At 67.1% G+C, this 25,285-nt stretch carries 17 protein-coding genes; 2 read left to right on the top strand and 15 right to left on the bottom strand.

Annotation, left to right across the window (positions count from 1 at the left end; translation table 11 throughout):
- Positions 1-51: 51 nt before the first annotated feature.
- The 3 genes from J3E61_RS33235 to J3E61_RS33225 form a co-directional block, all read right to left on the bottom strand.
- Positions 52-4,179, bottom strand: coding sequence for a hypothetical protein (locus tag J3E61_RS33235; protein WP_210086900.1), 4,128 nt, complete (start codon positions 4,177-4,179; stop codon positions 52-54).
- Between the two features lies 1 nt (position 4,180).
- Positions 4,181-7,825: a hypothetical protein gene (locus J3E61_RS33230; RefSeq protein ID WP_210086899.1), complete on the bottom strand. Its 3,645-nt coding sequence runs from the start codon at positions 7,823-7,825 to the stop codon at positions 4,181-4,183.
- Between the two features lie 969 nt (positions 7,826-8,794).
- Complete coding sequence (locus tag J3E61_RS33225) at positions 8,795-10,975, bottom strand: serine/threonine protein kinase (RefSeq protein ID WP_210086898.1); 2,181 nt, start codon at positions 10,973-10,975, stop codon at positions 8,795-8,797.
- A 153-nt stretch (positions 10,976-11,128) separates the two neighbouring features.
- On the opposite strand from J3E61_RS33225, the gene J3E61_RS33220 reads away from it, so the two are divergent.
- Entirely contained in the window at positions 11,129-11,452 is a 324-nt protein-coding gene (locus J3E61_RS33220) for a DUF732 domain-containing protein (RefSeq protein ID WP_210086897.1), read from the top strand.
- Positions 11,453-11,734: 282 nt separating this feature from the next.
- Here J3E61_RS33220 and eccE read toward each other — a convergent pair whose 3' ends face one another.
- The 10 genes from eccE to J3E61_RS33170 form a co-directional block, all read right to left on the bottom strand.
- Positions 11,735-13,489 carry a type VII secretion protein EccE gene (gene eccE / locus J3E61_RS33215; protein ID WP_210086896.1) on the bottom strand — a complete coding sequence of 585 codons (1,755 nt, stop codon included), beginning with the start codon at positions 13,487-13,489 and terminating at the stop codon, positions 11,735-11,737.
- Positions 13,486-15,123, bottom strand: coding sequence for a type VII secretion-associated serine protease mycosin (gene mycP / locus J3E61_RS33210; protein WP_210086895.1), 1,638 nt, complete (start codon positions 15,121-15,123; stop codon positions 13,486-13,488). Before mycP ends, eccE begins: the two co-directional genes overlap by 4 nt.
- Complete coding sequence (gene eccD / locus J3E61_RS33205) at positions 15,123-16,634, bottom strand: type VII secretion integral membrane protein EccD (RefSeq protein WP_210086894.1); 1,512 nt, start codon at positions 16,632-16,634, stop codon at positions 15,123-15,125. The genes mycP and eccD overlap by 1 nt, the downstream gene beginning before the upstream one ends.
- Positions 16,631-17,998: a MinD/ParA family protein gene (locus J3E61_RS33200; RefSeq protein ID WP_210086893.1), complete on the bottom strand. Its 1,368-nt coding sequence runs from the start codon at positions 17,996-17,998 to the stop codon at positions 16,631-16,633. The genes eccD and J3E61_RS33200 overlap by 4 nt, the downstream gene beginning before the upstream one ends.
- 67 nt (positions 17,999-18,065) lie before the next feature.
- Positions 18,066-19,583, bottom strand: coding sequence for a type VII secretion protein EccB (eccB, locus tag J3E61_RS33195; RefSeq protein ID WP_210086892.1), 1,518 nt, complete (start codon positions 19,581-19,583; stop codon positions 18,066-18,068).
- 43 nt (positions 19,584-19,626) lie between these two features.
- On the bottom strand, positions 19,627-20,484 hold the full coding sequence (locus J3E61_RS33190; protein ID WP_210086891.1) for an ESX secretion-associated protein EspG: 858 nt from the start codon (positions 20,482-20,484) through the stop codon (positions 19,627-19,629).
- A gap of 98 nt (positions 20,485-20,582) precedes the next feature.
- Positions 20,583-20,885, bottom strand: a complete 303-nt coding sequence (locus J3E61_RS33185) for a hypothetical protein (RefSeq protein WP_192726044.1) — start codon at positions 20,883-20,885, stop codon at positions 20,583-20,585.
- 62 nt (positions 20,886-20,947) lie between these two features.
- Positions 20,948-21,283 carry a WXG100 family type VII secretion target gene (locus J3E61_RS33180; protein ID WP_192726045.1) on the bottom strand — a complete coding sequence of 112 codons (336 nt, stop codon included), beginning with the start codon at positions 21,281-21,283 and terminating at the stop codon, positions 20,948-20,950.
- An 84-nt stretch (positions 21,284-21,367) separates the two neighbouring features.
- Entirely contained in the window at positions 21,368-22,591 is a 1,224-nt protein-coding gene (locus J3E61_RS33175) for a PPE domain-containing protein (protein WP_192726046.1), read from the bottom strand.
- A gap of 15 nt (positions 22,592-22,606) precedes the next feature.
- Complete coding sequence (locus J3E61_RS33170) at positions 22,607-22,912, bottom strand: PE domain-containing protein (RefSeq protein WP_192726047.1); 306 nt, start codon at positions 22,910-22,912, stop codon at positions 22,607-22,609.
- 311 nt (positions 22,913-23,223) lie between these two features.
- On the opposite strand from J3E61_RS33170, the gene J3E61_RS33165 reads away from it, so the two are divergent.
- Positions 23,224-24,153: an LLM class flavin-dependent oxidoreductase gene (locus tag J3E61_RS33165; protein ID WP_192726048.1), complete on the top strand. Its 930-nt coding sequence runs from the start codon at positions 23,224-23,226 to the stop codon at positions 24,151-24,153.
- A 406-nt stretch (positions 24,154-24,559) separates the two neighbouring features.
- On the opposite strand, the gene J3E61_RS33160 is transcribed toward J3E61_RS33165, so the two are convergent.
- Together J3E61_RS33160 and J3E61_RS33155 are read right to left on the bottom strand one after the other, a co-directional pair.
- On the bottom strand, positions 24,560-24,766 hold the full coding sequence (locus tag J3E61_RS33160) for a proline racemase family protein (RefSeq protein ID WP_192726049.1): 207 nt from the start codon (positions 24,764-24,766) through the stop codon (positions 24,560-24,562).
- Between the two features lie 118 nt (positions 24,767-24,884).
- Positions 24,885-25,148 (bottom strand): proline racemase family protein, encoded by a 264-nt coding sequence (locus tag J3E61_RS33155; protein WP_192726050.1) that lies wholly within the window; start codon positions 25,146-25,148, stop codon positions 24,885-24,887.
- Positions 25,149-25,285 lie beyond the last annotated feature (137 nt).

Raw genomic sequence — 25,285 nt, 5'->3', positions numbered from 1 at the left:
TCTTCTCGTGTGGTGTGCACCGCACGAGTAGAGGTGTGTCCGCTGGTGATGTCATAACCCGAAGCGGTCGAGGTAGACGTATCGTTCGACAGGGGCCCCGTCGCTGAATATTTCGTCGTACGGCAGGGTTTCCCATTCGCCGACGACAATTCGGTACGCGGAGGCTCCCCCGTCGGGGTCTGTTCCCGGCAAGTTGGGTGGGATCGGCTCTGGCAGTGCGACGGTCGCCGACCACACGCGGGCGACTTCATCTTCGTCGATGCGCCGCAGCTCGGTCGGCGCCCCGACGGGTGTCCAGTCGATGTCGGTTGCCAGCGGTCCTCGACGCTCGATCCAGGCGCGCACGCCTCGACGCAGATCGCCGCGCCGTTGAAACTGCGGGAAGCTGTTGGGCGGCAGGATGGCCGCGGCGGGAAGTCGATCGGAGATGCCCGAGACCGTCACGGCGATCGTGTTCTCGTCGGGCCGTGTGAGCGAGGCGGTACGTGCGTTGAGGATCTGCACGAAGTCCACGATCGCGACCGGCGACAGTTCAGCGCCTTCTACTGACCAAGGCTGAAACCTGGTCAGCGCCAAACGTAGGAACGGCCACGCCGCCTCGCCGGGATCGACGTCGATGTCGGCGAACCACATATCGCGTTCGGGTGAATACGTAACGGGATGGCCGACGACGGTGACGCCGGGGTGGCGTCCTGGCGGGGTCTGGCCGAGCTCGGCCAGCGTGAGCCGATCGCGCACCAGCAGGCCGTCGCCGCGGAAGTCTCGCGGCCGCGGTAGCGGCGCGGTCAGTTCGCCGGTCGGGCGGATGGGGTCCTTGCCCCAGACGCTGATGTGTTGTCGCCGCATATCAGTGCTGCGCAGCACACCGTCCTCGCCGGAAACGATGACGCCGAGCATCTCGTCCTCCCCGGAGATGTACCACGGACGGGCCAGCCAGACCCGCAGGCCGCTGCGCCGGCGTCTGGTGGTCGACGGCTCGGCGAATCGATCCTGCGAGAGGTCGTCCCACAGGAATGTCGGCATCACGCTGTGCACATGGGGTGCGCCAGGGCGAGCAGAACACGGGACATGGATGATCTCTGTCGCGCCGACGACGGCCAGCGCTGCGGGATTTGAGGCCAGCGGCGGCGGTAGGTATTCGCGGAAGCGTGTGGTCGCGCGCGGCGTGTAGTTGACGACGCGGTGGATCGTGTCGCCGAACTCATGACGGGCGTCGGCGGCCGTTGTGAGGTCGATAGCGTCGGAGCCCGCCACCACTGGCAGGTCGAACGCGTGCCCGGTCTTGCCGTAAACGATGTGCGGCGCTCTTCCCGACGCGGGATCGTCGAACCATTCGCGCCACCGTGCCTCGACGTCGAGGCGACCTGTGGTCGCCGACTGGTTGTGCAGGATGCTGCGGAAACCGGTGTGCGTTTCGCCGTAGGCGCGTGCAGGGCGCAGGGTCTTGAACGCGGGCCGGGCAAGTGGTCGCTGCGTTGCGTGAACGAGGATGATCGTCTCGCCCGGTGTGATCATTTGATGGGTGCCGGCAAGCACATTAGGCCGGTCGGCCGGCGCGACGGTGTCAGCGATCCAGTCCCACAGACCAAGAAGCTCCAGCGTTGCCGCGTCAATCGTGCTCGACGATCGCACCCGGGCGGCGCCGCCGGGCGGCAGCGCCACCGTCACCACTCGGTCCGCAGTCGTCACCGTCGGGTTTGGGCCGTCGACCAGCACGAGCCGCCAGGTGTCGATGTCGGGCCAATCCCCGCCCAGAGGCAGGATCTCGGTGTGGCTCCACCCCGACGCGGTGCCCGAACCCTGGAACCGCAGCGCGATCCCGGCGGCCAGGACGTCAGGCAGATAAGGCACCGCCAAGTTGTCGGTGTCGTGAACCACGGCGAAGCCTGGATCTGGAGCCTGACCGCGCGCCAGTGCGGCCAGTGTCATGTCGAGCTGCGCAGCGGTGAACTCGCCGTCGCGGGCCAACGGCGGGACGAGGTGGATCCCGTCGGCGGGACTGTCGGCGTCGGGGTCGGTGGCCGAGAGGATCCTGATGTCCTGCAACGTGCCCTGTTCGCGGCGGGCGCGCGCATACGCCGTCCGGTAGTCGGCCGCGGCCGCCGCCACGCCGATCGCGTCGGTGTCGAAGCGGCCCAAGAGTTCACTGTCGGTTTGGCTCACCTTGGGCGGCGCGAGATGCCGTTCACACGCCGGCCGATAGGTTCCGAACTGGCGGGCCACGGCGGTGTTGAGCTCGCCGGCATACGCCGATGGCGCGACCGGTGTCAAAGCCGCGCCGGCGTCGGCAGGGGCGCCGGATACCCCGGAGCGGATCACCAGGCGCAGCGTGGACTCGCCTTCAGTGACCGCGTGTCGCTGCACAACGACGGGGTGGGCGATCGGCTGAAACCGCTTGAACGCCTGCGCGCCAGACGCGTGCTCGTCCGTTGGATAGGCGGTCGAGGTGCCCGACAGATCGACGGTACGCATCCGCATCCGGTATGCGGTGCCGTACCGGAGCCGAGGCAACGTCCCAGGCACGAGTGATGCCTGCGGTCTCAGATTCAAATCGCCGGGGAACGGGTCACCGGGACTGTCGGTGACCGGCGGATCACCGTCGGCCGGCGTCTCCCGTGGGATGTGGCTACCTGGGCGTGCCACGGCCAGTGACCATCCGTCCCAGCCGAGCAGCGCTTCGTGCAGGTATGCGGGAGGGTCGGCGACTGCGGGTGTCTGGGTGAGTGTAGCGCTCTTGAGGTAGGCCTCGTCGTCGACCGCGAACCGCTCGGCATCGGTGGACGCATCGACGTAGGAGACGTGGCGGTGCATCAGCGAGCGCCAATCGGCGCCATCGTGCACGTCGGCGCGATATCCCCGCACCAGGTCCTCGGCGAACAGGACGACCTCATTGCCCAGGTCGATGTTCCTGGCATTGTCTGCGGCCCTACCGATCCGCTGCTCCAATACCAGCGCCCGCTTCAACCGGGTCAACGTGAAGCCGGTAGATCGCAGGGCGGGCAGGTCGGTGGCGACCGGGTCGTCGTCCTGTGCCGCCTGCGCGATCGGGTACACGTTGGCGATGCGTTGTTCGACCAGCAGCGCGGTGGAGTCGATATCGACTTGAGACAGGTGGTAGCGGTTGGGGTCGTCGAGCAGCAGCATGCCGTGGTGCAGGTCGCCTGTGTCGCTGACCGGCTGGAAATAGGGTGAGTCCACGACGGTGCGGGTGAATGGTTGCAGCACCACGGCGTTGTCGGCGAGTAGGTCGTGCTCCAGGTAGGCGCGCAGGTCTGCGCCGGCGCCGACGAATCCGGGGTCGAGTTCGAATCCGATGATGATGCCGAGGCGACGTAGCAGCTGGGGGTGGTCGGCCAGCGCCGCGAGCACACCGTGAAAGTCGGGCTTGTCGTTGTGCGGTGCCACCGGCTGGTAGTTGGGGTCGGGCTTCGGGTAGGTCGCGGCGTCTGGGTCGCGTGCCTCGGGGCGGTCGTAGAACCGGCGCGCCTCGGCGAGATCCAGTGCCGCGTTGTAGCTGTCGGCTATCGCCGCTGCCGGATCCAGCGCGGCGGAGGCGGGCGCGGGTCCGCCGTGTCCGAGTGTCCCCGGGGCCTCGCCGCGGCGCTCGCGGCGCTCAGCGATCGCGCGGTCGACCCGCGCGTCGATCCCTTGGCGCAGCTCGGCCGAGGCGGCGGCCCGCGTCGCAGCGGGCCACCCTTCGCGTCCGGTCGGTTCCTGCAGTGGGCGCTCGCCGGTGATCTGCAGATATGCCGCGCCCAGGTTGCGCAGCCCGCCGGCCAACGGATCCGGATGATCGCCGCCGCTGCTGGCGGCCACCGCGTGGTAGAGGCCTTGCGCAGCTGCGAGGATCGACTGGGCGGGAAATGACCGGATCTCGGTGTCCGACAGGTCATTAAACGTCCACCCCGTGACGGGAAGGTCGGCGATGTAGTCCTGCCACAACTCCGAGCTCAGGTCGGTCGTGTCGGGTGCGACGACGGTGCGCTGCCCGTTCGCGTTCTCCACGACGATCCGACTCTCCGCCACGACGTCGGGCCAGTTGGCGAATGGCGCGAAGTCCGACACGGTTTGGTTGGGGCCGTCCGGTGTGAGGCGCGGCGACACGAACAGCGCGGCACGCAGCTGGCCGTCGGCGGTTTCGTCCTGCGGCAGCAATGTGAACACGGCGGACTGGGGCATCTCACACCTCGGCGAATGCTCGGCAGTAGTTGATCCAGGGGCACTCGGGCTCGACGTAGGGGCCCAGCGCATCGGCGAAGGTCGGGTCCCCCTTGGAGCCGGCGAACTTGCGTTCCGCCGAGATCGACACCGACCCGGAGAAAACCAGCACTTCGACCTCGACGGTGATGGTGGCGCGGCCGATGACCTTGCCGGAGCCGAATTCGTAGGTCAGGCCCATGTACATCTCGATGCACGCCGAGATGAGTCCCAGGACGTCGACCTCGCCGCGGATCCGCAAATATCCCGTCAGCGACCCGTCATCGGCCTGCAGCCGCAGGTACACACCGGCCATGCACGACACCGACCCGGACGCGACGCCGAAGTCGAGCGCCAGCGTCGCACCGAACTCGACAGCAGCCTCGAGCAGCACCATCTTCTTCGGACTTAGCCGCAGACCGAAGAAGCCACCACCGCCCAGGAACAGCACCGCGACGGTGAACGGACGCTCGCGCGAACAGAAGCAGAACCCAACAGTCGGGGTGTCGCCGATGAACGGCAGCTTCAGGTCGGCGGCCATCGACATGTTCGACAGGTTGAACACTCCGACAGCGACATTCGGCAAAACCAGGCTGAACCCGGCTGAGACTCCTTGGGTGTCCACCGAAACACTGGGCGGATCAGAGAAGCCATCGCTGGGGATCAGCTCGCGCAGCTTGTCGACGAAGCCGAGCACACCGAGCCATTCGAGTTCGCCGAGGTCGACGTCGATCTCGGTCTTAGCCCCGCTTGTGGCCCGGAAGTACAGCCGTTTGAACGGGATGTGCAGCAGCGGCAGCCCGGGCAGCAGCTGCAGCCTGAAGTCGGTGAGCTGCGCGAGAACCTCGACCGAGGGTTCGACTACGAGATCGCCGCCGCGCACGTCGACCGCAACAAGCAGCGACCGCGGATTTGGCGGCAGGAAGATCGCGTCGCTGGGCGCGCCATCTGGCCACTGCTTGATCGGCGGACGCCATTCCAGGTGCACGTGATTCAGTGCGCTGGCCGTCGGGCGACCGGCAGCGATCGATCCCAGCAGCGCGGCCGGCACGATCGGCGATCCAGGCGGTGGGTGGATCACCGCGTCGACCGTGGCCAACGTACGCTCGACGATGGCGGCCTCGGCTTTACCCAACGTGCCCAGCACGCCCGCCGCGCGTCCAGCCTCGACCGCGGGCCTCAGCGTCGCTGTGATGAATGCCGCGAAGTCGCCCTCACTCGGCGCGGGAGTCTGATGGATCAACGCATCGAGGCCAGCCCCGGCCGCATCCAGCTGCCCGCCAACAGGATTCGCCCCGAGGAAATCGGCAGCGCGCGAGATGCCGCCCGTTATCGCGCCGACAATGTCCAGCAGCTGTGCGGTGTAGGCGGGAATGTCGTCGAGCCCGAGGTCGTCAAGAATGTCGGCGAGCTCGAACAAGCCCAGCAGCTTGCCGATCCCGGCGAACAGCGCCGACGGGTCGGCCGGCGCCCCCGTCGTGGCAGCAGCGACGTCGGATACCGGACCGCTGCCGCGGGCGATACCCGCGATGTGCTGACTGGGTTTGAGAAACCCGCCAGACCTATCCGACGAGTCGAACGTCAACGCGGCCGGCGGCGCGTTCTCGGCGTTGACGAGCACGACCTCGCCCTTGTTGTCGGCCGGGCTGAAGCCGTGTTGCACATATGCGTCGGCATAACTCAGCGGCAGCGAATCCTTACGGCCCGTGGCAGCAGCCACCGCCGGGATCACAAACTCGCCGAACAACATTGACGGCGTACACGTGTCATCGGCGAGGTCGGCGGTGAAACGCAACGTGCGCGTCTCATATGTCGCCTCACCGCTCGCCGCTGTAGGAGCGATCGCGATGCGCTTGCCACCGAGATCGTGGCGCACCAGCTGCTCATAGGGCGTGCCAGTGATGTGGTGGCGGCCATCGTCGGTTAGCGCATACTTCTCATAAACCTCGTGCTTGGTCGGCCGCCCCTTGTCCGGCGCTTCTGCCCGGCGCTCGAGGACGAACAGCAGCGGTGCGTGGTACTTGTGCTCGCTTCCGTCCTGGTCGACAACCGTGATCGTGAACGCGAACTCCTTGGTGCCGATCGTCGGCCAGAACACGAACGCGTCCTGTCCCGGGTCGTTAATGTCGGGCGTCACCTTGGGGTCGATCGTGACCTGCACCCCGGGCATGCCACGGTCCGAGTAGGAACGCACACGCTCACGCAGAATTATGTAGTGCCGCTGCCACAGGATGGCGAAACCTCCATCCGGCAACGTCGGATCGGCGCGACGACGTGTTTCGGTGATGTACACGGCTCGATGTCCGAACGGACAGAAGTACCCCTTCTCCACCACCCGGACGAACTGGTCGCGTCCCAGCGTCGTGCGGTGTTGCCACTCGGTCAGTGGGACACCCTTGACATCCCAATGGCCGCGTACATCCATGAACGCACCAAGCGAGGTCAACGCAAGCTTGTTGACCTCAACCGGCGCCGGCGCCGGCAGCAACCACGGGCTCCCGGCGTCTCCAGTCGACAGGTTGACGATGTCGATCCTGTTCGTCCGTGTGAGGCTCGCGCGAAAGGGCCACGGCGGCAGCTCAATCCACGACGGCAACTCGATCTCCTGCTCAAGGTCCCGCGTCCAGACAGCTCGCACGATCCTCTGATCAGCAGAGACCTCATCGACAGTCGGGGCATCGGTGCTGCCGGCCCGGACACCCAGCCTTGTGTTCCACAGTTCCACGGCTACACCCGGCGCATCATCGACATCGATCGCATGCGCCCACGCGCCGCGCTCACTCGGCGAGAGCTGCAAACGGCTCGGCACCTCTAACGCCGTCTCACTCTGGGTCGGCGGCCGCGGTGAGGGCCGCCCGATATAGATGGGAACCCGCCCAACGTCGACCCCGGGGCGCAGTCCGGCGGCCGCGATGCCATCGATGGCTCGCGCTCGTTCGCTCGCCGGGATCGCCACAATCGCCTGCCGTGCAACCGGTTCCAGCGCCACAACCTTTTCGCCTAGCCCCGCCGCCGTCAAAGTGCGCGTCGCACGCACACGATCAACAGCGCTCTGCGCAGCGGCCACACCCGCCCGGCCGAACACTCCGCTGACCGGCTCTTGCGCCTCGGCAATTGCAGGTGTGGTCAGAACGTCCCAAAGGTGCCAGATGACCCGCGGCTCAGCCAGCGGAGCCACCGCCAGCGCCAGACGGCTCATGGCTGTGAGAATTCCGTTCACCGTGAGCTCGACGGAGTCACTTTCCGAAAGCGTGAATGCCAACCGCGACCGCCCCGAAAACCGCGCGCCGGCAGGCAAATCCGGATCCTCGGGCTGGCCCACTTTCGGGCCGGTTCCTTGCTTCTCCTGGTAGACCTGCTCGAGAACATGCTGCGGCGGCAAGGTCACAATCAGCCGCGACTGCGACTCACCCTCAACCGGCTTCAGCCAAGGTACCTCGTGCTCGTCGACGACCACCTCACAGTCCACCGCACTCACCGTGAGCACGAGATGGTCACGCGGCCGCACTACCTGAAACCGCAGACGCCGGCCAAGCAAGCCGGGCGACTCCAAGCGCGCCGCGTCACCCACACGCATTCGACGCAGACGTGCAGCAGCACCAGGGTCGCGTTCAACCGGACGGTTCATATCTCCAACCTCCCCCGTCCTCATCGCCACGAGAAAGCCTCCATGGACAGCGTTTCAATGCCCCGCAGAACACTCCGAAGCCGCGCTTTCGCAGGCAGAGAATCGTGTACACCTTCGAAACATTCAGCTTGCACAGCGCATCAGCAGCAGTGACTCCGCCGCGCAATACTGCTGCCGAAACCTGGTCGATCCGATGCCCAAGATAAAGCGAGGGAACCGCCGATCCATCAGGAAGGAAACGGCCCCGTTTAAGTGGGCCCAAACCGCCTCGACATCGCAGTGATGAACAACAACGACTCGACCAATCGGCGTCGACGCCGGCCCCACGCCAGTGCCGATTCCCGCAATGAATCTGGCTGTGCGTTTAGAGCGCAACCCGTCGCGCCTAATCGGACGCCAATTCGATGTGGCGGCAGACCGCGACGGACCCGGTTCGATTCCAGACAGCAACCTAACCCCCTCCCCACGCACATGCGCGTTAATCGGTGACCGAACAGCGACGGTCCATAGAAGACAAGAACTGACTTGTGCGCGTGTTTCAATTGTGCGCTTCGAAGACATGCATTGTGCGCGTATTTGACAAGTCGAGTATCCCGAGTTTGACCAATCGACCGAACGCCTCCGATGTGTCAGCGGTGGCGGTCGCGCGACGGCGTGCATATCACCAGCGCGAAATTCTTCGGCGGCGCAATCTGCAATCACTGATCAGATCGTTCGCAGAACCAGAATCGCATCACTGTGGTATTCCTCGACCCTTCTCATTCTGGAACGCGTGCAGTCATGGCGCACAACAAGGTTCGGCGACGCCGAGGCTAGGTAAGCTGCGATCGTCGCAGGAACCCCGCCGATCAGGGGGTCGTTGATGGAACTCGATACGATGGGGCGCCCCAACGGGATCTCCGAAGACAAGGCTCGTGAACTGCACACATTGCGGCGGCGGGCGCTGTATGGGATGGATCCCGCAATCAGTCAGGAGTTGAACAGATCAGGATCGGCCAAGATGGCGTTCGCTGGCGCATCGCCTGTCCGCGTCGCCGACACCGGAATGATGAATACCGTCCCCTGTAGGGCGCATTCATTCGTTTCCATCTTCTGAGTTGCTACCCCTTCGAGCGTGCCGTCGGGCTGCGGCTCCAAGTCCAGACTTGCGGTCACCGTAAAGAGGTCCTTGGGGTCGATGGTCGCGGTTGTTGAGCCTCGGCTGGTGCCGCATTCTATGCGCAAAGTGAGCGGCACATCATGCCAGTGACCATTGTCGAAACGAAGGACTGTTGAAAGTCCGCTGGCCTCTTGATAGTTGGCGTCGTCGAGTTCGGCGCCGGTGGCCACGCAACCCGAAGCGGCGCAGGAGGAACGGAATGCCCACCAATACGTTCGATTACTCGTGGCGAGATTCGGCACCCCCTTGTTATTCGTCGCGCTCAGAAAGTCGTAATCGAGCCGATAGGTACCGTCGAGCAGTGGGCCTGAAATCGTCGGCGGGGATGAACTGATTGTCGGTCGGTCGACCACGGAGACCGGGTCCGCCACAGTAACGCCGGGTGGAATATCGCCAATCCGCGCTGCCACAAAGGGATCCTGTCTGACCACTCCCTGTAGGCCGCACTCGCTGGTGAGCACCGTGTTGGTCCGAAGACCTCGGAGGGTACCGTCCGATTGCGGCGTCATTGTCCACGTCGTCATCTCGGTGTCCCCGCCGGCGACTTCTTTGTCGCCGTCGACCGAGCAATGCTCGTACTGGACGCGCTGCCTATCGGGCATGCGCAGCCACTCACTATCGGCATAGTGCCAAACGGCTGAAACGTTGGGTGTGATCGCTGCTTTGTGGTTGTCGTCCAGGGCGGTTCCGGTAGCCACGCAACCCTTGGACGTGCACGCTTGGCGATAGGCCCAATATGCGGTTTGGGTTTGCGGCTCCTTCTCTGGCGGAGGATTCGGCGAGCCGTTGACCGTTTGTTGGCCGAGCATGTAATCGAGGCGGTACGTGCCGTCGAGGACAGCGGCGGGTTGGACCGGGGCATTGGCTGTGGTTGGCGTCACACGATCCTTTTGGTGAATCACCCAGCTACTCAACCCGATCCCCGCGATGAGGATTACCGCAAGCGCTGCAGCAAGAACGACTTTGGGCCGCTGTTTCCGCTTCTTGCTGAACGCCGGCGGATCGATTCCCCCTGGCGTCGATTCAACCCTGAGACGATTCACTTGCCCGGCTGCAGCGGGGGGCGTCGTGATCCGCAATTGAGTCTTGGACGTTGGAATGGGAGAGGCAGATGTTATGCCGGCCTCCGTGCCCCATTCACTGATGGGGTCACCGACTTGTTCATGGAATGCCGTAGCGAAATCGCGGCACCGCATGAACCGCTCGCCGGGGTCCTTTGCCAAAGCTTTTGCCAGTACTAAATTGAGTCGCGCCAAGTCCGGTCGTCGATCACTGACTGGCGGGGGGACCTGGGTGAGGTGCTGGCTGATGACCGCAACGGGGTTGGACTGCTGAAACAGCGGTGCCCCGGTCAGCAGGTGATACGCGGTAGCGGCGAGCGCGTACTGGTCAGCACGCCCGTCGAGTTCCGAACCCATAAGCTGTTCGGGCGCGGCGTAGGCGACGGTACCAACCGTGAGATTGGTCGCCGTGAGTCCACTCGGATCGATCATCGGTCGAGCTATTCCGAAGTCCGCCAGAAAGATTCGTCGCTGACCATCGCGATCGGGCTCGCTGAGCAAGACGTTGGCTGGCTTGACATCGCGGTGCAGTAGAAGGCGCTCATGGGCATGATCGAGCGCGCCAGCTAACGCCGTGACGATGGCCAGCACATCGTCGACCGGCATACCCGCGGGGTAGCGGTCGCACACCAGCTGAGCGGCGTCGGTTCCGTCGATGTAGTCCATCGAGATCCACAGTTGGTCGTCATACTCGCCGCGGTCATGCATACCGACGATGTGCGGATGAAATAGCGTCGCGGCCAGGTCCGCTTCCCGGATGAACCGCTGGCGGAACTCGATGTCAGCGGTCAGGGCCCGCGGGAGGATTTTCAACGCATCGTGACGCGGCAACCTCGGATGCTCAACAAGATAGACATCCCCCATGCCGCCCGATCCAAGTAGCCGCACAATCGTGTAGCCAGCAAACTTCGATCCGCTGGCAACAATCATGGTCACAGACTACCGAGGCGCGCTGGTTAGATGGCCGTCTTGCGGCCGGTTGCTCTGGTGTATCGGTGGTTTGCTCGTTGGTTGCTCTGAGTGTCTGAAACGGGGTTACAGTTGTCGCCCGGCGGGTTGCCAGGGGGACAGGGGACTTTTCCAGTGAGGCTTACCAGCGGAATTGTCTGCGTTGCATTCAGCGCGACATGGGCACTCATTACACCCCTTGCGCACGCCGATCCCGGCAGCGATTTCCTGTCCAGGCTTCACGCGTACGGGATCGACATCTCCGCAATTATGGGTCACCCGATCAGCTCGCAGGACACCATCGAGCTAGGGCAGGCCCTTTGCACCGAGTTGCACCAGGGAACGTCTGCGCCAGTCGAAACCGAAAAACTGTATCGGCAGATGCGACGAATCACCGACAAGCAGGCGGGCAACTTAGTTTCGGCAGCTCAATTCTCGATTTGCCCTGACACGCTTTGAATGACTCCTTCGGTCTGAAGTGGGGTATGCACATGGGAGAGCCTCCACCACATTGCAGAAGGCCTGCGGCGTTTATGTCATATATGCCGTCGAGATGACATCTCAACTGAGACAACGACACTCAGTTTGAGAAACTACAGCCGCCGCGGGGGGCGACTACGCCTTCGCCATGCTCGTGAAGCGCGCCATGTGAAGTTGATGGGCGATTCTGACCGACTTAATGGGACCATAAATTGGCGGTGTCGCCAGAACGGCGACGACGACGCCGTCGAGAAGCCCCACCTACCCTGTCCACGTCTGTTCCTGGCGGAACACCACCATCGCGATGTCGATGACGCGCGCGCCTGCGGTGATGCGCACCGTGTTCTCCGACGTCTGCTGAAACAACACATCGGGCCGGGTGGCCTCAGACGGGTTGTGGCCCAACGTGATCACTGTCGAGGACAGTCCGGCCGACGGCACGATCCGGGAGTGGTCGTTGACGATGATCGTCGGCACGAAGTCGGCGTGCCTGCCCGGCTCGACGACGCTGAGGTGACGCTGGGCCAGCGAATACCAGCGGCGCGGCTCCTCGGAGTAGATGACGATGCGCTCCCCGCACGCCGCGGCGCGGATCAGCAGCTGCCGCAGATAGAACGCTGAGGTGTCCATGGTGATGCGGGTGGCGCGCTGCGGATCGGTCAGCGGCCACATCACCAGGTCGTCGCGCTGCATCGGCGGCCGTGCGGCGGGGTCGTCGTTGATCGCCGCGCCGACCAGCACACCGGTCGCGCCGATCGGGATGGCCAGCTCGTCGCGCGCCTTCAGCACCCGGCGCGGCAGCCTCAGCCGCGGCCGTGATGTCGGCGCGGCGGCCAGCGCGGCTGAATATTGGTCGCCGGGCAGCGGATTGAGGAACAGCGTGGGCGGCTGCTGGGGGGCTTGCGGGTCGGTGGTGCGCACCAGCGCCGACACCGCGACCTTCCCGTCGCGCTGCTTGCGTAGCGTCGTCATCTGCACCACGTGATCGCTGCGCAGCGCCCACATCGCGTTCAGGCTCTCGGTGGTGATGTCCTCAGCAGAGAAGTAATACGTCGTCAGATAGCCCGGCCTGCTGTTGATGGTGCGCCACCCCACGCTGGCTTTGGGGCGCACCCGCACCGCACGTGCCTCGCTGTCCTCAGCGACGTCGGCCGCCGGCTCAGCGCGTGCGCCGACACCGGCGAACACTTCAGCCTCGAGCTCGTCAAAGTCAGGCTCCTCGAGCACGTCGGGCGCGATCTCCTCGTCGGCCATCGCAACGGCGGGCCGCGGCGGTGGCGCCGCCAGCCCGACGCCCAGCGCGGCCAGCGCCGTGTCGTGTTCCTCGGCGTTGCACGGCACCGCCCGGATCCCCTGCTGCAGCAGGGCTTTGAGGATCCGGTCGGACGCCGCGGCCGCGGCGGTGCCGATCGAGTGCCGGTAGGACAGGCCGGCCACCGACTCGGGCAGGATCAGCCGCACGATCAGCCGGGTGGTGCGCTGCCCGGCCGCCGACCGGTCGGCCAGCAGCGTGGAGTACAGCGGCGGATAGCCGCTCTGGGGCACCACCCGGTAGCCGTCGTTGACGATGTCGAGTTCCAGGTAAAGGCCGCCCGGTTGCTCGAGATGGTCGATGAGCACCCGCAGCGGCACCGTGTTGGTGGTGTGCAGGGTCGCCGCGCTGCGCAGAAACGTCGGGCTGTCGGGCCGCCCGTCGATGCGCAGCATCGTGACGGCCTCCTCGCCGGCGGTGCGCACCCCGTAGACGTGGCCGCCGTGGTTGATGTCGACCGCGGCGCCGACGGGGGTGGCGAATCGGCGCTGGCGTCGCCAGCGTGCTTGGGCGCCAACCCAACTCACCGCGTTGCGCCGATGCACCGTGACCACCAGCGCCACGACCGCCACCGCGGTGATCACCGCGGCCGGCCACCAGCCCCACCGCCCCGGCGGCAGCGCGGTGAACGCGGCCAGCGCCACGACCTCGGCGGCCACCACGGCGCCCAGCGCCGGGCGCAGCGCCACGGTGCGCGCCTTCACGACATCCTCCTGCGGATCCCGGCCACCGCCGCGACGATGAGCGCGGCCCCGAACGCGACCCCCACCCCGATCAGCGCCACGTTGCGCGGCCGCAGATCCGGGCCGGGGGGCGGCGGGGGCACGTGCAGGGCGCTGCTCAGATGCTCGGCGGGTTTCGGGTCGCCGGGCGTCACATCGAACGTCAGCGCGGCGACCGGATCGACCACCCCGTGCCCGACCTGGTTGTCCACCCCGTGCGCCGGGTTGTGCGCGGTCTCGGTGATCCGCCGGATCACCTGGTGCGCAGTCAGATTCGGAAACTTGGCACGCACCAGCGCCGCCACGCCTGAGACGTAGGCCGCCGAGAAACTAGTCCCCCACATGCCGTTGCCGGTGCCGGGATCCTTGGCGGGTGAGGCGTTGACCGCGGCGCCGTTGACGCTGGACAGCCCCATGATCCGGGCGCCGGGGGCGGCCACCCCCACCCACGGGCCGTTGATGGAGTCGGGCATCGGCAGCCCGCCCGGGGTGACCGCGGCCACCGAGAGCACGTAGTCGGAGAACCACGCCGGGCTGACGATGGTGCGCACGCCGGCCCAGTCCCGCGGGTCGGCGGGGTTGAGCGGGTTGAACGCCGGGTTTTGCCCGCAGTCGGGCTGCAGCGGGTCGTTGCGGTTACCGGCGGCGGCCACGATCACCGCGTCCTTGTCGACGGCGGCGTAGCGCACCGCCGCACCGAGCGGGTCCTGGTTGACCGGCGCCGCGGCGTTGGTGCACGACGCCAGCGACACGTTGATGACCTTGGCGCCCAGATCGGCGGCGGTGCGGATGGCCTTGGCCAGCGACAGGATGTCGCCGGCCTTGCGGTGCAGCGACTGCTCCTCCGGTGTCGGATGTGCCGGGGCGAACGCCACCGACGCCTGCCGGATCGAGATCAACGCGGCGTCGGGCGCCACCCCTACCACGCCGTCCGGGCCGCCCGGCGGCGGACCGGGCACCAGCGGCGCGGCCGCGGCGGGATCGGCGGCCCCGTCGGCAGGCGCGTCGCCCTCGGGCGGCGGAGGCGGAGGGGGCGGCGGTGGCGGCGGCGCGATCACCGTGATCGTCTGCGGCGGCGGGGGTGGCGGCGGCGCGCTGGTCGGAGCCGGGTTGGCCGGCACAGCGGGCGGCGGCGCGACCGGCGGGGCACCCAGCGGCTTGGTCGGCGGGCGATCCGCGGGATTGGACGGCGCGGCGCCGATGATGCTGGCCACAGCGGTGCCGTGGTTCTCGCAGTCGGTCAACCCGCCGCCGGCCAGCCCCTGCACGTAGTCGCCGCCGGCGAACAGCGCCGGGAAGCGCGGGTTGGGTGTCACCCCGGTGTCGATGACCGCCACCGTCACCCCGGCGCCGGTGGAGTACTGCCAGGCCTGCGGCACCGACAGCATCACGTTGCCCGGCGCCGGCTGGGTGACGTCGGGATCGGCGATCACCACCGGGTTGATGCAGGCCTCGGTCTGGCGCATCTCCTCCACGGGCCCCGGCGTCTCCGGCGGCGGCAGCGCACCCGGGTCGATCACCGGCGGGGCGATCGCCAACGCCGCAGGCGGTGCGGCCACGTTGGCCCCGAGCAGGACCGCCGCGCCGAAACCCGCAGCGGCCGAACGCATCTGCATCAGTGGTACCTGACGAAGTGCAGCAGATCGATCGCCCACGCCGCGAACACGATCACCGCGGTGGTCGCCACGTACTCCACGTACTCGACGAGTTCGCGGACCGGTTCGGAGAAGTTGCGGTTCGGGATCACCGTCCCGCCGAGCAGCGCGCACACCGCGATGCCGAGCACCACCGCCGCCGCCCACAGCCCGGTCACCGACGCCGCGTCGGCGGCGACGCCGTAGTGGACCGGGATCGCGAACAGCGACACCGCCCCACCCGTGACCACCGTGATCGCATGGCGGCGGTCGCGAAACGCTCGCGCCCGCAACACCAGGATCACCGCAATGATCGCGACCACCACCACGAACGGCCACTGCGAACCCACGCCGGGATGAATGGCACACCACGACGACCCGACCTGCGCCAGCGCGTTGCCCAGCAGCAGCCCGGTCAGCACCCGGTTGGACCGGCGGGCCACCGCGGCGAGCTCCTCGCCGCGCAGCGTGACGTCGTGCGGTGCGTCGGCGACGGGGGTGATGGTGTCCTCCGGCTCACCCGGCGCCCGGGTGTACATGTCCTTGCCGGTGATCGAGTCGAAGCTCTGGCGCGGCACCTTGGCCAGCTGCCTGCCGATCGCCGGCGCGGCCAGCGACACCGTCAGCACCGCGATCAGCATCACCGTGGCGATCCGCTGCCCGGGAACGGTGAAGAACATCCGGGCGCCCGAGGCCGCCAGCACCGCCACCGACACGGTGATCACCGCCGCCGCGGCCACCCAGTAGCGGCTGGTGAAACGCGCCACCAGCGCGGTGGCCACCAACGCCACCCCCGCCGCCAGAAACGCGTGCGGCGCGCCCGGGTGGGCTCCGGGCGGTGCGCAAGCCCCCGCCGCGACCAGCGCTGCCACCGCACACCAGCACGCCGCCGTCCTGGCCGCCAGCGGTGCCGCCATCCGCACCGCCATCAACGTCACCGCGAGGAGCACCAGGCCCGCCGCGCCGAAGATGACCGGGGTCAGCCATCCCCCGTCCGTGGCCCAGCGATGGCGCCACACCAGCAGACCCGACACCAGCAGCGCCACGGTCGTCAACGCCACCGCCACCGCGGCGGCGTCACCGGCCGACACGGCCGGGAAGTGGCTCTTGGCCCACCTGGCGATCGCCGCCGACACGTTCTCGATGTTGGGTTCGTAGCGCTGCGCGGAGGCCGCCGGCACGAACGCGAGCAGCTCGGCGTCGCTGACGCCCTGCGCCGAGAGCGACAGGTTGCCCGCCAGCATGGTCATGCCCGCGGCCCGGGCGAACACGAAGTTGCGCCGCGGCAGCTCCTCGGCGCCGATCGAGCGCAGCTGCCGGTTGATCGCGTCGCGGGTCGGGTCGGCCAGCTTGGCCAGCGGCACGGCCGCGGGCAGCAACAGGTCGATCTGATGGCTTTCCCCCACCAGCAGCGACACCCGGCTCGAGGCGGGCACGCCGGTGTCGGCCCGCAGGTCGCGCCCGGCCACCCCGCGATCGGCGGTGGCGGTCATCGGCGCTCCCGGGGTCGCTCGGTGGTCGCGGTGAAGTGCTCGGCCAGCGCGGCGGCGATCTCGAGCACCCGGCGGCGGGTGTGCTTGTTGAGCTCGTTGTCGATGTCGATCACCCCGGCCGGGCGCAGATGCCGGTCATAGGGCATCTCGATGACCTTCTGACCGCGGCTGCCGAACCGTTCGATCAGCAGCTTCACGTCCCGCTTGCTGGCCTGGTTGTCGGAGTTGTTGACGACGACCACGGTGCGGTGCAGCAGCCCGGTGTAGCCGTTGTTGGCCAGCCACTCCAGGGTCTGACCCGCCGCCGACGCGCCGTCATACCAGCATGAGGACACGACGATCAGCGCATCCACGTCGGCGACCGCGGCGCGGGTCACCGGGGCGTCCATCGTCGACCCGCAGTCCACGATCGACACCGTGAAGTGGCGGTCGAGCTGGGCCACGGCAGCGGAGTAGACCGACGGATCGAGCACCCGCCGGCGCGCGGTGGACATCTCCCCGGCCAGCACGAACAGCCCCGAGGCGTTGCTGCCGACGCGGCTGCGCACATCGGCGAAGGTGTGCAGGTTGCGGTCACCGGCCAGCTCCCAATAGGACCCCGACGCCTTGGGGTCGATGCGGCTGGCGAGCTTGCCGAACGCGGTGTCGGCGTCGATGGCCACCACCCGGTCATCGGGGCGCATCTCGGCCAGCAGCGACCCTACGCACGCCGAGATGGTGGTCTTGCCGACGCCGCCCTTGCCCAGCACGCCGATCTTGTAGCGGCCCCGCAGCAGCGAGCGGACTTTGGCCTCCAGCTCGGCCTGGTAGCGCTCGTCGGGTGACTGCCCGGGGTTGATCAGATGAAACGTCGCGGCGTACAAGGCTTTTCGCCAGCCGCGCTGCGGCGGGATCTTGCGGGTGGGCACCAGTTCGGTGCTGCGGATGTCGTCGACGAAGTTGAAGCTGCCCGCCCCGCCGGGCGTCGGACCCCAGCCAGGTGGCGCGCTGCCCCAGTCGCCGGCGGGCGGACGCGGCGGAGGACTTTGCGGGCCGCGTGGACCCGCCAGCAGCTCATCGCGGTTGATCAGCGACGTCTTTTCCGACAGGCCCTCGGGGTCATGGCGCGCGGGCTGCTCGAGGTGACGCGCGCCGGTGTTCGGCGGCGGGCCCGCCGGATCCGGGCGGAACGGCGCCGGTGCATCCGGCCACGGCGCAGGGGGAACCGGGCGGGTTACCCCCGGGTCCGGTGCGCCCGCCAGGTGGCGGGGCGCCTCACCGGACGCCTCGGTGGGCGCGGGCCGTTCGACGTTCTGGGCGCCGCCCGGCTGTGCGCTCGGGCCGGTCGCGTACTCGTCGGAGTCGTCCCGTTGCGGGTTACTCATATCGTCATCCTAACGGCGCACATGCACAGCATGTACGCCAGTTGCGGCGGCACCGATTGCGTCATTCTCATTGCGGCGCCTGCGTTTTCGTGGGTAACGCCTCGGCCCCACCCACCGGGGTCAGCGAGTCGTGCTGGGTCAGCGCATCGGCTTTGGACAACGCCGCACCGGGGGCGAACGTGCGGATCATCGCCCACGGTGCCTGGCGCGCCGAGGCCGTCGCGATGCCCAGCGGGCGCAGCGTCGCATCCTCCAGCGCGATGCCGTAGCGCACCCCCTCATCGGAGATCCACCACAGCGAGTCGCGGCTGACCGAGGACGGATCGGCGTTCGTCGTCATCACCAGGTTGGTCGACCCCGGCGCGATGTAAACCTGATCGGCCTCATCGGAATCGGGGTCGTTGCGGCCGTCCTTGACCAGATGGATCAGCCGGTTGTCGGACTCGGCCGGGATCGGTAACCCCTGTCCCGAGAGGACCGCCACCACCGCGGCTTTGTCGGTGGAGCCCTTCGACCACGCCATGCAGGTGGTGACGGCCACGGAGGTGTCGACCAGGTGCAGCCGGGTGGCTGGGTAGTAGGACACCGGCAGCGTGTCGACCACGGGGACCGGTGCCAGCCGGTCGGGGGACACCGCGACCGGCGCGACGTCGCCGAACGAGTTGGCCGCCCGCAGCAGCGACGCCACGAACGGCGAAATGCGTTGCACCCCATTGGACAACAGCACGTACAGCGATTCGCCGCCGCCTTGGGCGACGTCGTGCACGCTCAGCACCGAACCGACGACCACGCCGGGCCCCAGGTTGTACGGTGAGGGCGCACCGGCGTCGGCGATGGCCGGCACCACCAGCGGATCGGTCGCCGGGATGGCGTCATAGAGCGCGTTGGACATCGTGACCGGTTGGGGTGCGGCCGAATCCACGCCCAGCGCCAGGGCCACCGATTTGTTGGACAGGTCGATGTCGGAGCGGTGCCCGTCCCACACGACGAACGTTTTGTCGTTGTGGCGCGCCAGGATCGCGTTGGGCATCTGCAGCGGCGCCGACCGTGTCCCCAGCGTCAGTGGCCCGGCGATCGCGGTCACCACCGGGGCGCGCCCGGCCGACGCCGTGGCGGTGGCGCTGGGCGTGGTGTCGCACACCGCCCACTGGGAGCCCAGTCCGGTGCGGAGCGGCATTTGTGTTGGGGCACCGACGATTCCGACCCACGGTGCCTTGGGGTATTTGTCGAGTTCGGCGGCCTTGACGAAGGTCGGGTTGGCGTTTTGCCCCAAGATCAGCCGCGCACTGGTCAGGTTCAGCGCGGGGTGCAGCCGGCCGTCGACGAGCACATAGATGGCGCCGGTGTCGCGGTCGGCCAGGATCGCCGACGTGCCGACTTGCCCGGCCGGTTTGATGTAGGCCATCAGCGCCGCCAGCGCGATCGCCACCAGGGTCAGCACGAAGCCCAGGATCAGCGCGGCGATGCGCCGTTGCTCGGGGTCGTAGTCCAGCCGAACGCCGTGATGGCTCAACGCCGCAGCGTTGCGCCGGTTCCAGAAGTAGTGCGCCGTGACCTGCAGGCGCGACGTCAAATTCAGCGCCACGGCGCCACCCCCACCGACGCTCCGCCCGCCACCGACTCAGCGGTCATGTCAGCTGCGGCACGGCCAGCAGGTCGGCCAGGTCATCACGCAGGCTGGTGGGCGTGGCGGGAAAGACGGCCATCCACTCCCTGCCGTCGGCCGCCGTCGTGGTGGACAGGCTGATCCGCCCGTACTCGGTGTCGGCGACGGTCAGCACCCGCGGGTGCGGGCGCATCTCGGGCAGGTGGTCGATGACGATCACGACGGCCATCGCCGAGGTGTCCAAACCGGAGGCCGCCTGCAGCACCTCCACCTCCCACGGGCCCAGCCCCAGCGAACGCAGCGCCGCGGCCATCGCCTCGGGCCCCTTGCCGGCCGCGGCGTGCACCGCCGAGGTCAGCAGGTCCTTGGGCACATTGAAACCCTCGATGTCTGCGGGTGGGTGTTCACCGAAGGCGGGCAACAACATCCGGCACATGTGGGCGATCTGTTTGTCGGTCTCTTCGGCCTCACCCACACCGCCGATGACCATATCGCCGCCGTCGCGGGCGGCCATCGCCAGGAACCGGCGGTGCCGGCAGATCACCATCACCCGCTCGGCCACCGTGGGCCCGGCGGTTTCGGTGGCGGGTCCATCGGGGCGGCGGATCCGCAGCACCACCTCCCGCTCGGGACGGCCCAGCACGGTCATCCAGTCGGCCACGATCGGGTCGACCGCGCCGCGCTCGTCGATCACCCCGGCCTCGACCAGACTCTGGTACTGCGCGGTACGCGCGATCGGTTGACGCCCGGCGGTGGTCTCCACGATCAGGTCGCCGTGTGCTGAGGGGATGTAGGGCTTGAGCTGCAACGCCACTGGCATCGACTCCACGCCGACCAGTGCCTGCAGCACCCAGATGCCCTCGACCGATGTCTGCAACACCGTTGCCTCCCAATGCCTTTCACTCAACACACGCACAAGAGGGGGCCTGCCGAAGTCAGGCCCCCTCTTGAACGGTTGACGCTAACGTTGCCGACTTCTCAGATCGACGTGAAGGACTGGCCGATCGCGCCGTCGGTGGCCTGGCTGTTGCCGGCCGCGGTGTCGATGGCGTTGCCGTGGCGGGCGATGACCTCCTGGCCGTCCTGCACGGCCTGGTGGATCAGGCTCATCACCTGCTGGTAGGCCGGCGCGCCCTGGGGGCCGGTGAAGTACTCCGGGGAGGCGTTGACGGCGTTGATCGCTTCCTGCCCCAGCGATTCCAGTTCCTGGGAAAAGCTCATGTGTCCGGAGGCCAGATCGGCCATGCCCGCCAGATTGGCGATGATCGTTTCGTTGTCCATCAGTGAAATCCTTTGTCTCTCAGTTCGATTGGATGACTAGCGCAAGCTCGTGGGGTCCAGATTCACTGGAACTTGATGGCACCGGCGACCTGCTGGTACAGGCTGGAGTTGTCGTGATCGGTGTTGGTGGTGTGCGAACCGGCCTGGCGCAGCGTGTCATTGACCTGCTGGAAGCGATGCTGGATCTTGGTCTGGGCGTCGTGGATCTCTGCACCGGTGGCCACGCTGGTCATCGCGGCGTTGCCGCCCATCGTCTGGTTGGCGATGGATTCCTCGTTGGCGTGCTGGTAGCGGTTGAGCACATCCTGCATGCGCTGCGAGACGTCGTCCATGGTGTTGGCAAGGTTGTGAACATTCGCGGCATTGACCTTGATCGTTCCGCCGCCGGGCTCCGTCATCTGGTGTCTCCCTCGAAATTGGTTGGTAGCTGCTGGATTTCAGTTTAAGAGCCGCGCGGGGCTGCTCTGGACGCTAATTTTCATTCAGATCCGTTGCTGCTCCCCCCTGCTGGGACGCCCGGTGATCTGCATCGCCCGTCCCGGGCGTTGCTCGGAGCGCGACTGCTCACCGTCGCGGCCCAACGCTGCCGGCGGCGCCCCGTACAGCCCGCCGCCGCCCAGTCCGGCCGGGCGGGCCGCCCCGGCCTCTGCTGCCGGGCCGCCGCCCTGCCAGCCGCCGGGCAACGTCGGCGAGGTGGGTGCGGAAAAGCTGCTCGCCGGACGCACGAAGCTGCTCGACAGCGCGGCGTTGCTCAGCGCGCCACCACCGCCGCCGCCCAGCGAGCCCAGCGCTCCGACGCCGCCCAGCCCGGGCCCGATCGCTCCCGCTGCCTCGGGCGCCAGCGCCGCCGCGGCCTGCGCCCCGTTGGCGCTGGTCATCGATTGGGTAAGCGGGCCCAGCATGCCCGACAGCAGCTGCGGTGCCTGCCCCAGCATCTGCGGCAGCTGCCCGCCGACCTGGCTGATCTGACCGAATGAGGAGCCGACCTGGCCGAACACGCCGCCGAGCTGGCCGACCATCGACGACATCATGCCTTCAGAACCCGACCCGCCCTGGACCGTCGCGTCGCCGGCCTGCGTCATCGTTTTCGCGCTGGCCTGCAACGCGCCCTGCGTGCCGTCGGTCGCGGCAGCCTGTGCCACGCCCATCGCCGGGCCCAACGGGTTGGCGGCGTCCGGGGAGAACGGCGCCGGTGTGCCCAGCGCGGCCAGCGCCGTCGACACCACCGATCCGTAGCCGGTGCGCGCGGTCGCGTTCTGGATCCAGAACGCGTGGTACTCGCCCTCCAGCGCGGCGATCTCGCCGGTGTGGATGCCAAAAGCGTTGGTGGCCACCAGCGTTGCCTGGGTGGTGCGGTTGGTCACGACCACCTCGGCCGGGATCATCGACTCCAGCGCGCTGCTGTGCGCCATCGCCACTTCGGAAGCCTGCACCATCGACAGCCGGGCCCACGCCGAGGCCGTCTCGCACAACAGGATGAACTCGTCGGCGCTCATCGTCATCATCTGCCCGCCGGGCCCCTGCCAGGACACCGACGCCGTCGAGTGGACGTTGATCCCCATCGCGGCCATCTCGGCCAGCAGCATGTCGGCGATCGACTCATGGCCCGTGGCGGCATCCAGCAGGCTGGCGCCCAGGTCCCCCGAGCGCATCAACACGTGGTTGGTTGCAGGATCGACCGCAGCCGCGTCCCCGAATCCCGACATACCGCCTTCAGCCGATCAGATCGACAGGGTGGCTTCGTTGATGGCGTCGGTGGCCACGTAGGCCGCCGCACTGGTGCCCACCGTTTCGGCGAACAGCCCGCGCACCATCACCAGCTGCGACAGCATCGCCATCGTCTCGGCGCCGCGCGCACCGAAGGCCGCCGCCGCCGCAGCCGAGGCGTCCTCGGCCCCCGGCGGCAGGATCGCCGTCACCGGCGCGGCCGCACCGGCGCCGGTACCGGCCATCGTGGCCGTTCCGGCGTTTTCGATCGCCGACGCGACGCCCACCGCGGGCGCATTGATCAGCAACGGACTGCTCATCTGATTCCTCCCCAACACACGCTGAGCCTGGACAGAAGGTGTTGTTGATTAGTGTAAGACCTGTAGCCGACTGACCTGTCCGCCTTTTTCTGCTCCCCCGCTGTCGATAAGTGTCACGACAGTGTCGTAATGCAGGGAACAGCGCTTGGGTGTTTTCCTTCGCCCCATGGTGTCTAGTTCTCGACGAGGGCACAACGTGTGAAGTTCTGGGTGCATTGACGACACGGTTCGTGTCTGGCCGTACGTGTCGCCCGCTCGTAGGTTGGCAAGAACTGACGGTCTCGACGTGACGCCACCGGACAAGGAGGGCAATGATTCCCAAGCTCGGCTTCAAGCTCGATGGCCGACCCGCCGAGCACGTCATTCGACTGGCTCGATCGGCCGAACAGGCCGGCTTTGACGAGTTGTGGGTGTGCGAAGACCTCGCTCTGGCAGGCGGTATCGCGCAAGCCGCTGCAGCGCTGGCGGTAACGACCGACATCGTGGTGGGTCTGGGTATCGCACCCGCCGCCGTGCGAAATCCGATGTACCTGGCGATGGAATTCGCTTCAGTCGCGCGTCTTTCGGCTGGCCGCTTCCACGCTGGTATTGGACACGGAATGCCGGCCTGGCTTCGACAGGTCGGACAGCATCCCGACAGCTTGATGGTGTGTCTGGCGGAAGTGTCACAGACTGTCCGAGACTTGCTCAGGGGCGATCTGGTCAGCTACTCGGGGCGACATGTGCGCCTCGATGGGGTCTCGTTGACGCATCCACCAGCTCAGGCTCCCCCGCTTAGCCTCGGAGTGCGCGGCCCGAAGGGCATCGAACTCGCCGGCGAGCTGGGATTCGGAGTGATCCTTGCCGAAGGCTCCCCGCCGGAATATGTAGCCGAGGTTCGCAAGACACTGGGCCCCGACGCTCACATCACCGTCTTCGTCTGGTCGAACCTCGACACCGAAGACGCTGGCCGGGGTGTTGAAGCGCTTTTGCCCATCGTGCAGAACGCACTTCAAAAACCTTACCTCGCTGCGCAATTGGGCAACTTGCAGCAAGCTGACTGCGATCTCGAGGTCGTCAGCCAGCTGACCGTCAGTGGCGATACCTCGGCGTGTGAGGCGGCGATCGCCCGGCTGGCCGCGAGTGGTGCCGACGCCGTGGTCCTGCAGCCGATTCATGGCACGGAGGAACAGCAGATCGAGGCCTTTGGCACGACGGTTCTCCAGAGTCGGGATATCGCGGACATGTCGACCACACGGTAGGTAATCGCTGCGAGGGTTACGCGTGGTAAGCCGAATTCGAGCAGTTGTCGGAGCCGCACCTCGACCAGTCGCGTCCACGTGCAGGTGGGATGCTACTCCAATGCCGACTCGTGATGTCCTGCAAGCGTTCACAGAAGCACTGCGGCGTTGAGTGCTGGTCTCATCGGCGAAGTTGGTGGTGACAGCCTGATTGAGATGGGGAATCCCACTGCGCCAGGGGCTTTCGTTCCGCACGAATGTGCTCGACACACCCGGCATGAATGCTGATACTTGAACGGCCCGTCCCGTCACGTTCTTGCGATCGAAATCGCTTCGCATCATTGATAAATGGATGTACAGGTAAGAGTGTGCGCATCCCCCACCTCGGCCGGCTAGGCCCAACTTGTGCACGATCAATCGTGAGCGTTCACGGGATGATCGGCGGCAGATCGTCCGTGAGGACGCGTAGTGGTGTAGGTGGACTCCGCCCGCTCCGCTGCGCCCACCATTGCAGCTGGCGCACGAGCGCTCGCCGACTCCGATGAGGCAGGCCCTGAGCGTGAAGGACGGCCAGTCGCGCCGAGGTTGCGGTCCCACACGGCGATCGATCTACCCGGCCCGGCGAGACGATCACGGCGTTCCGTGACGTGAGGACGCCATCGACGCGAGAGCGCCCCGGACGAACTCCGTCTGGGTGATGCCTGCAAACTCGTGGTTGAACGGATGGGTAAGCGGAATCTGTTGGGCCGCTGTCATTTTGAGTTTCGACCTAGGTCACGAAGGTCGCGTGCCTCATCCGGCGTCAGTTGAAGGTCCAGCTGGCCCGCCGAAGCCAGCACATAAGCCATACCACCCCAGGCGACGTCGACGGTCAGAGTCGGGTAACCGTCGAGCTTCAGAGGTGCGCCAAGGTGATAGGCGAATGCGGGCTGGTTGACGAATTCGACGCTCGTGACCTTGCCGTCGCGGCACGTGCAGCGGACGCGGATAAGACCGGCAGGCGCCTCCAGCGTCACCTCGGTGACTGGCTCGACCAGCTGATCAGAACCGCGTGATTCGAATAATATATGACATCTCTGGTGCGCTGTATAGTGTTGGTGCACAGTAGGTGATACGATTCACTTACTGTTCGAAATCTACATCCGAGCCTCAC

It is taken from the genome of Mycobacterium sp. OAE908, from assembly GCF_017872775.1.
In the GTDB taxonomy this organism is placed as follows: domain Bacteria; phylum Actinomycetota; class Actinomycetes; order Mycobacteriales; family Mycobacteriaceae; genus Mycobacterium.
The sequence above is the reverse complement of the archived record's forward strand: the minus strand, read 5'-3'. Positions and strand labels throughout refer to the sequence as shown.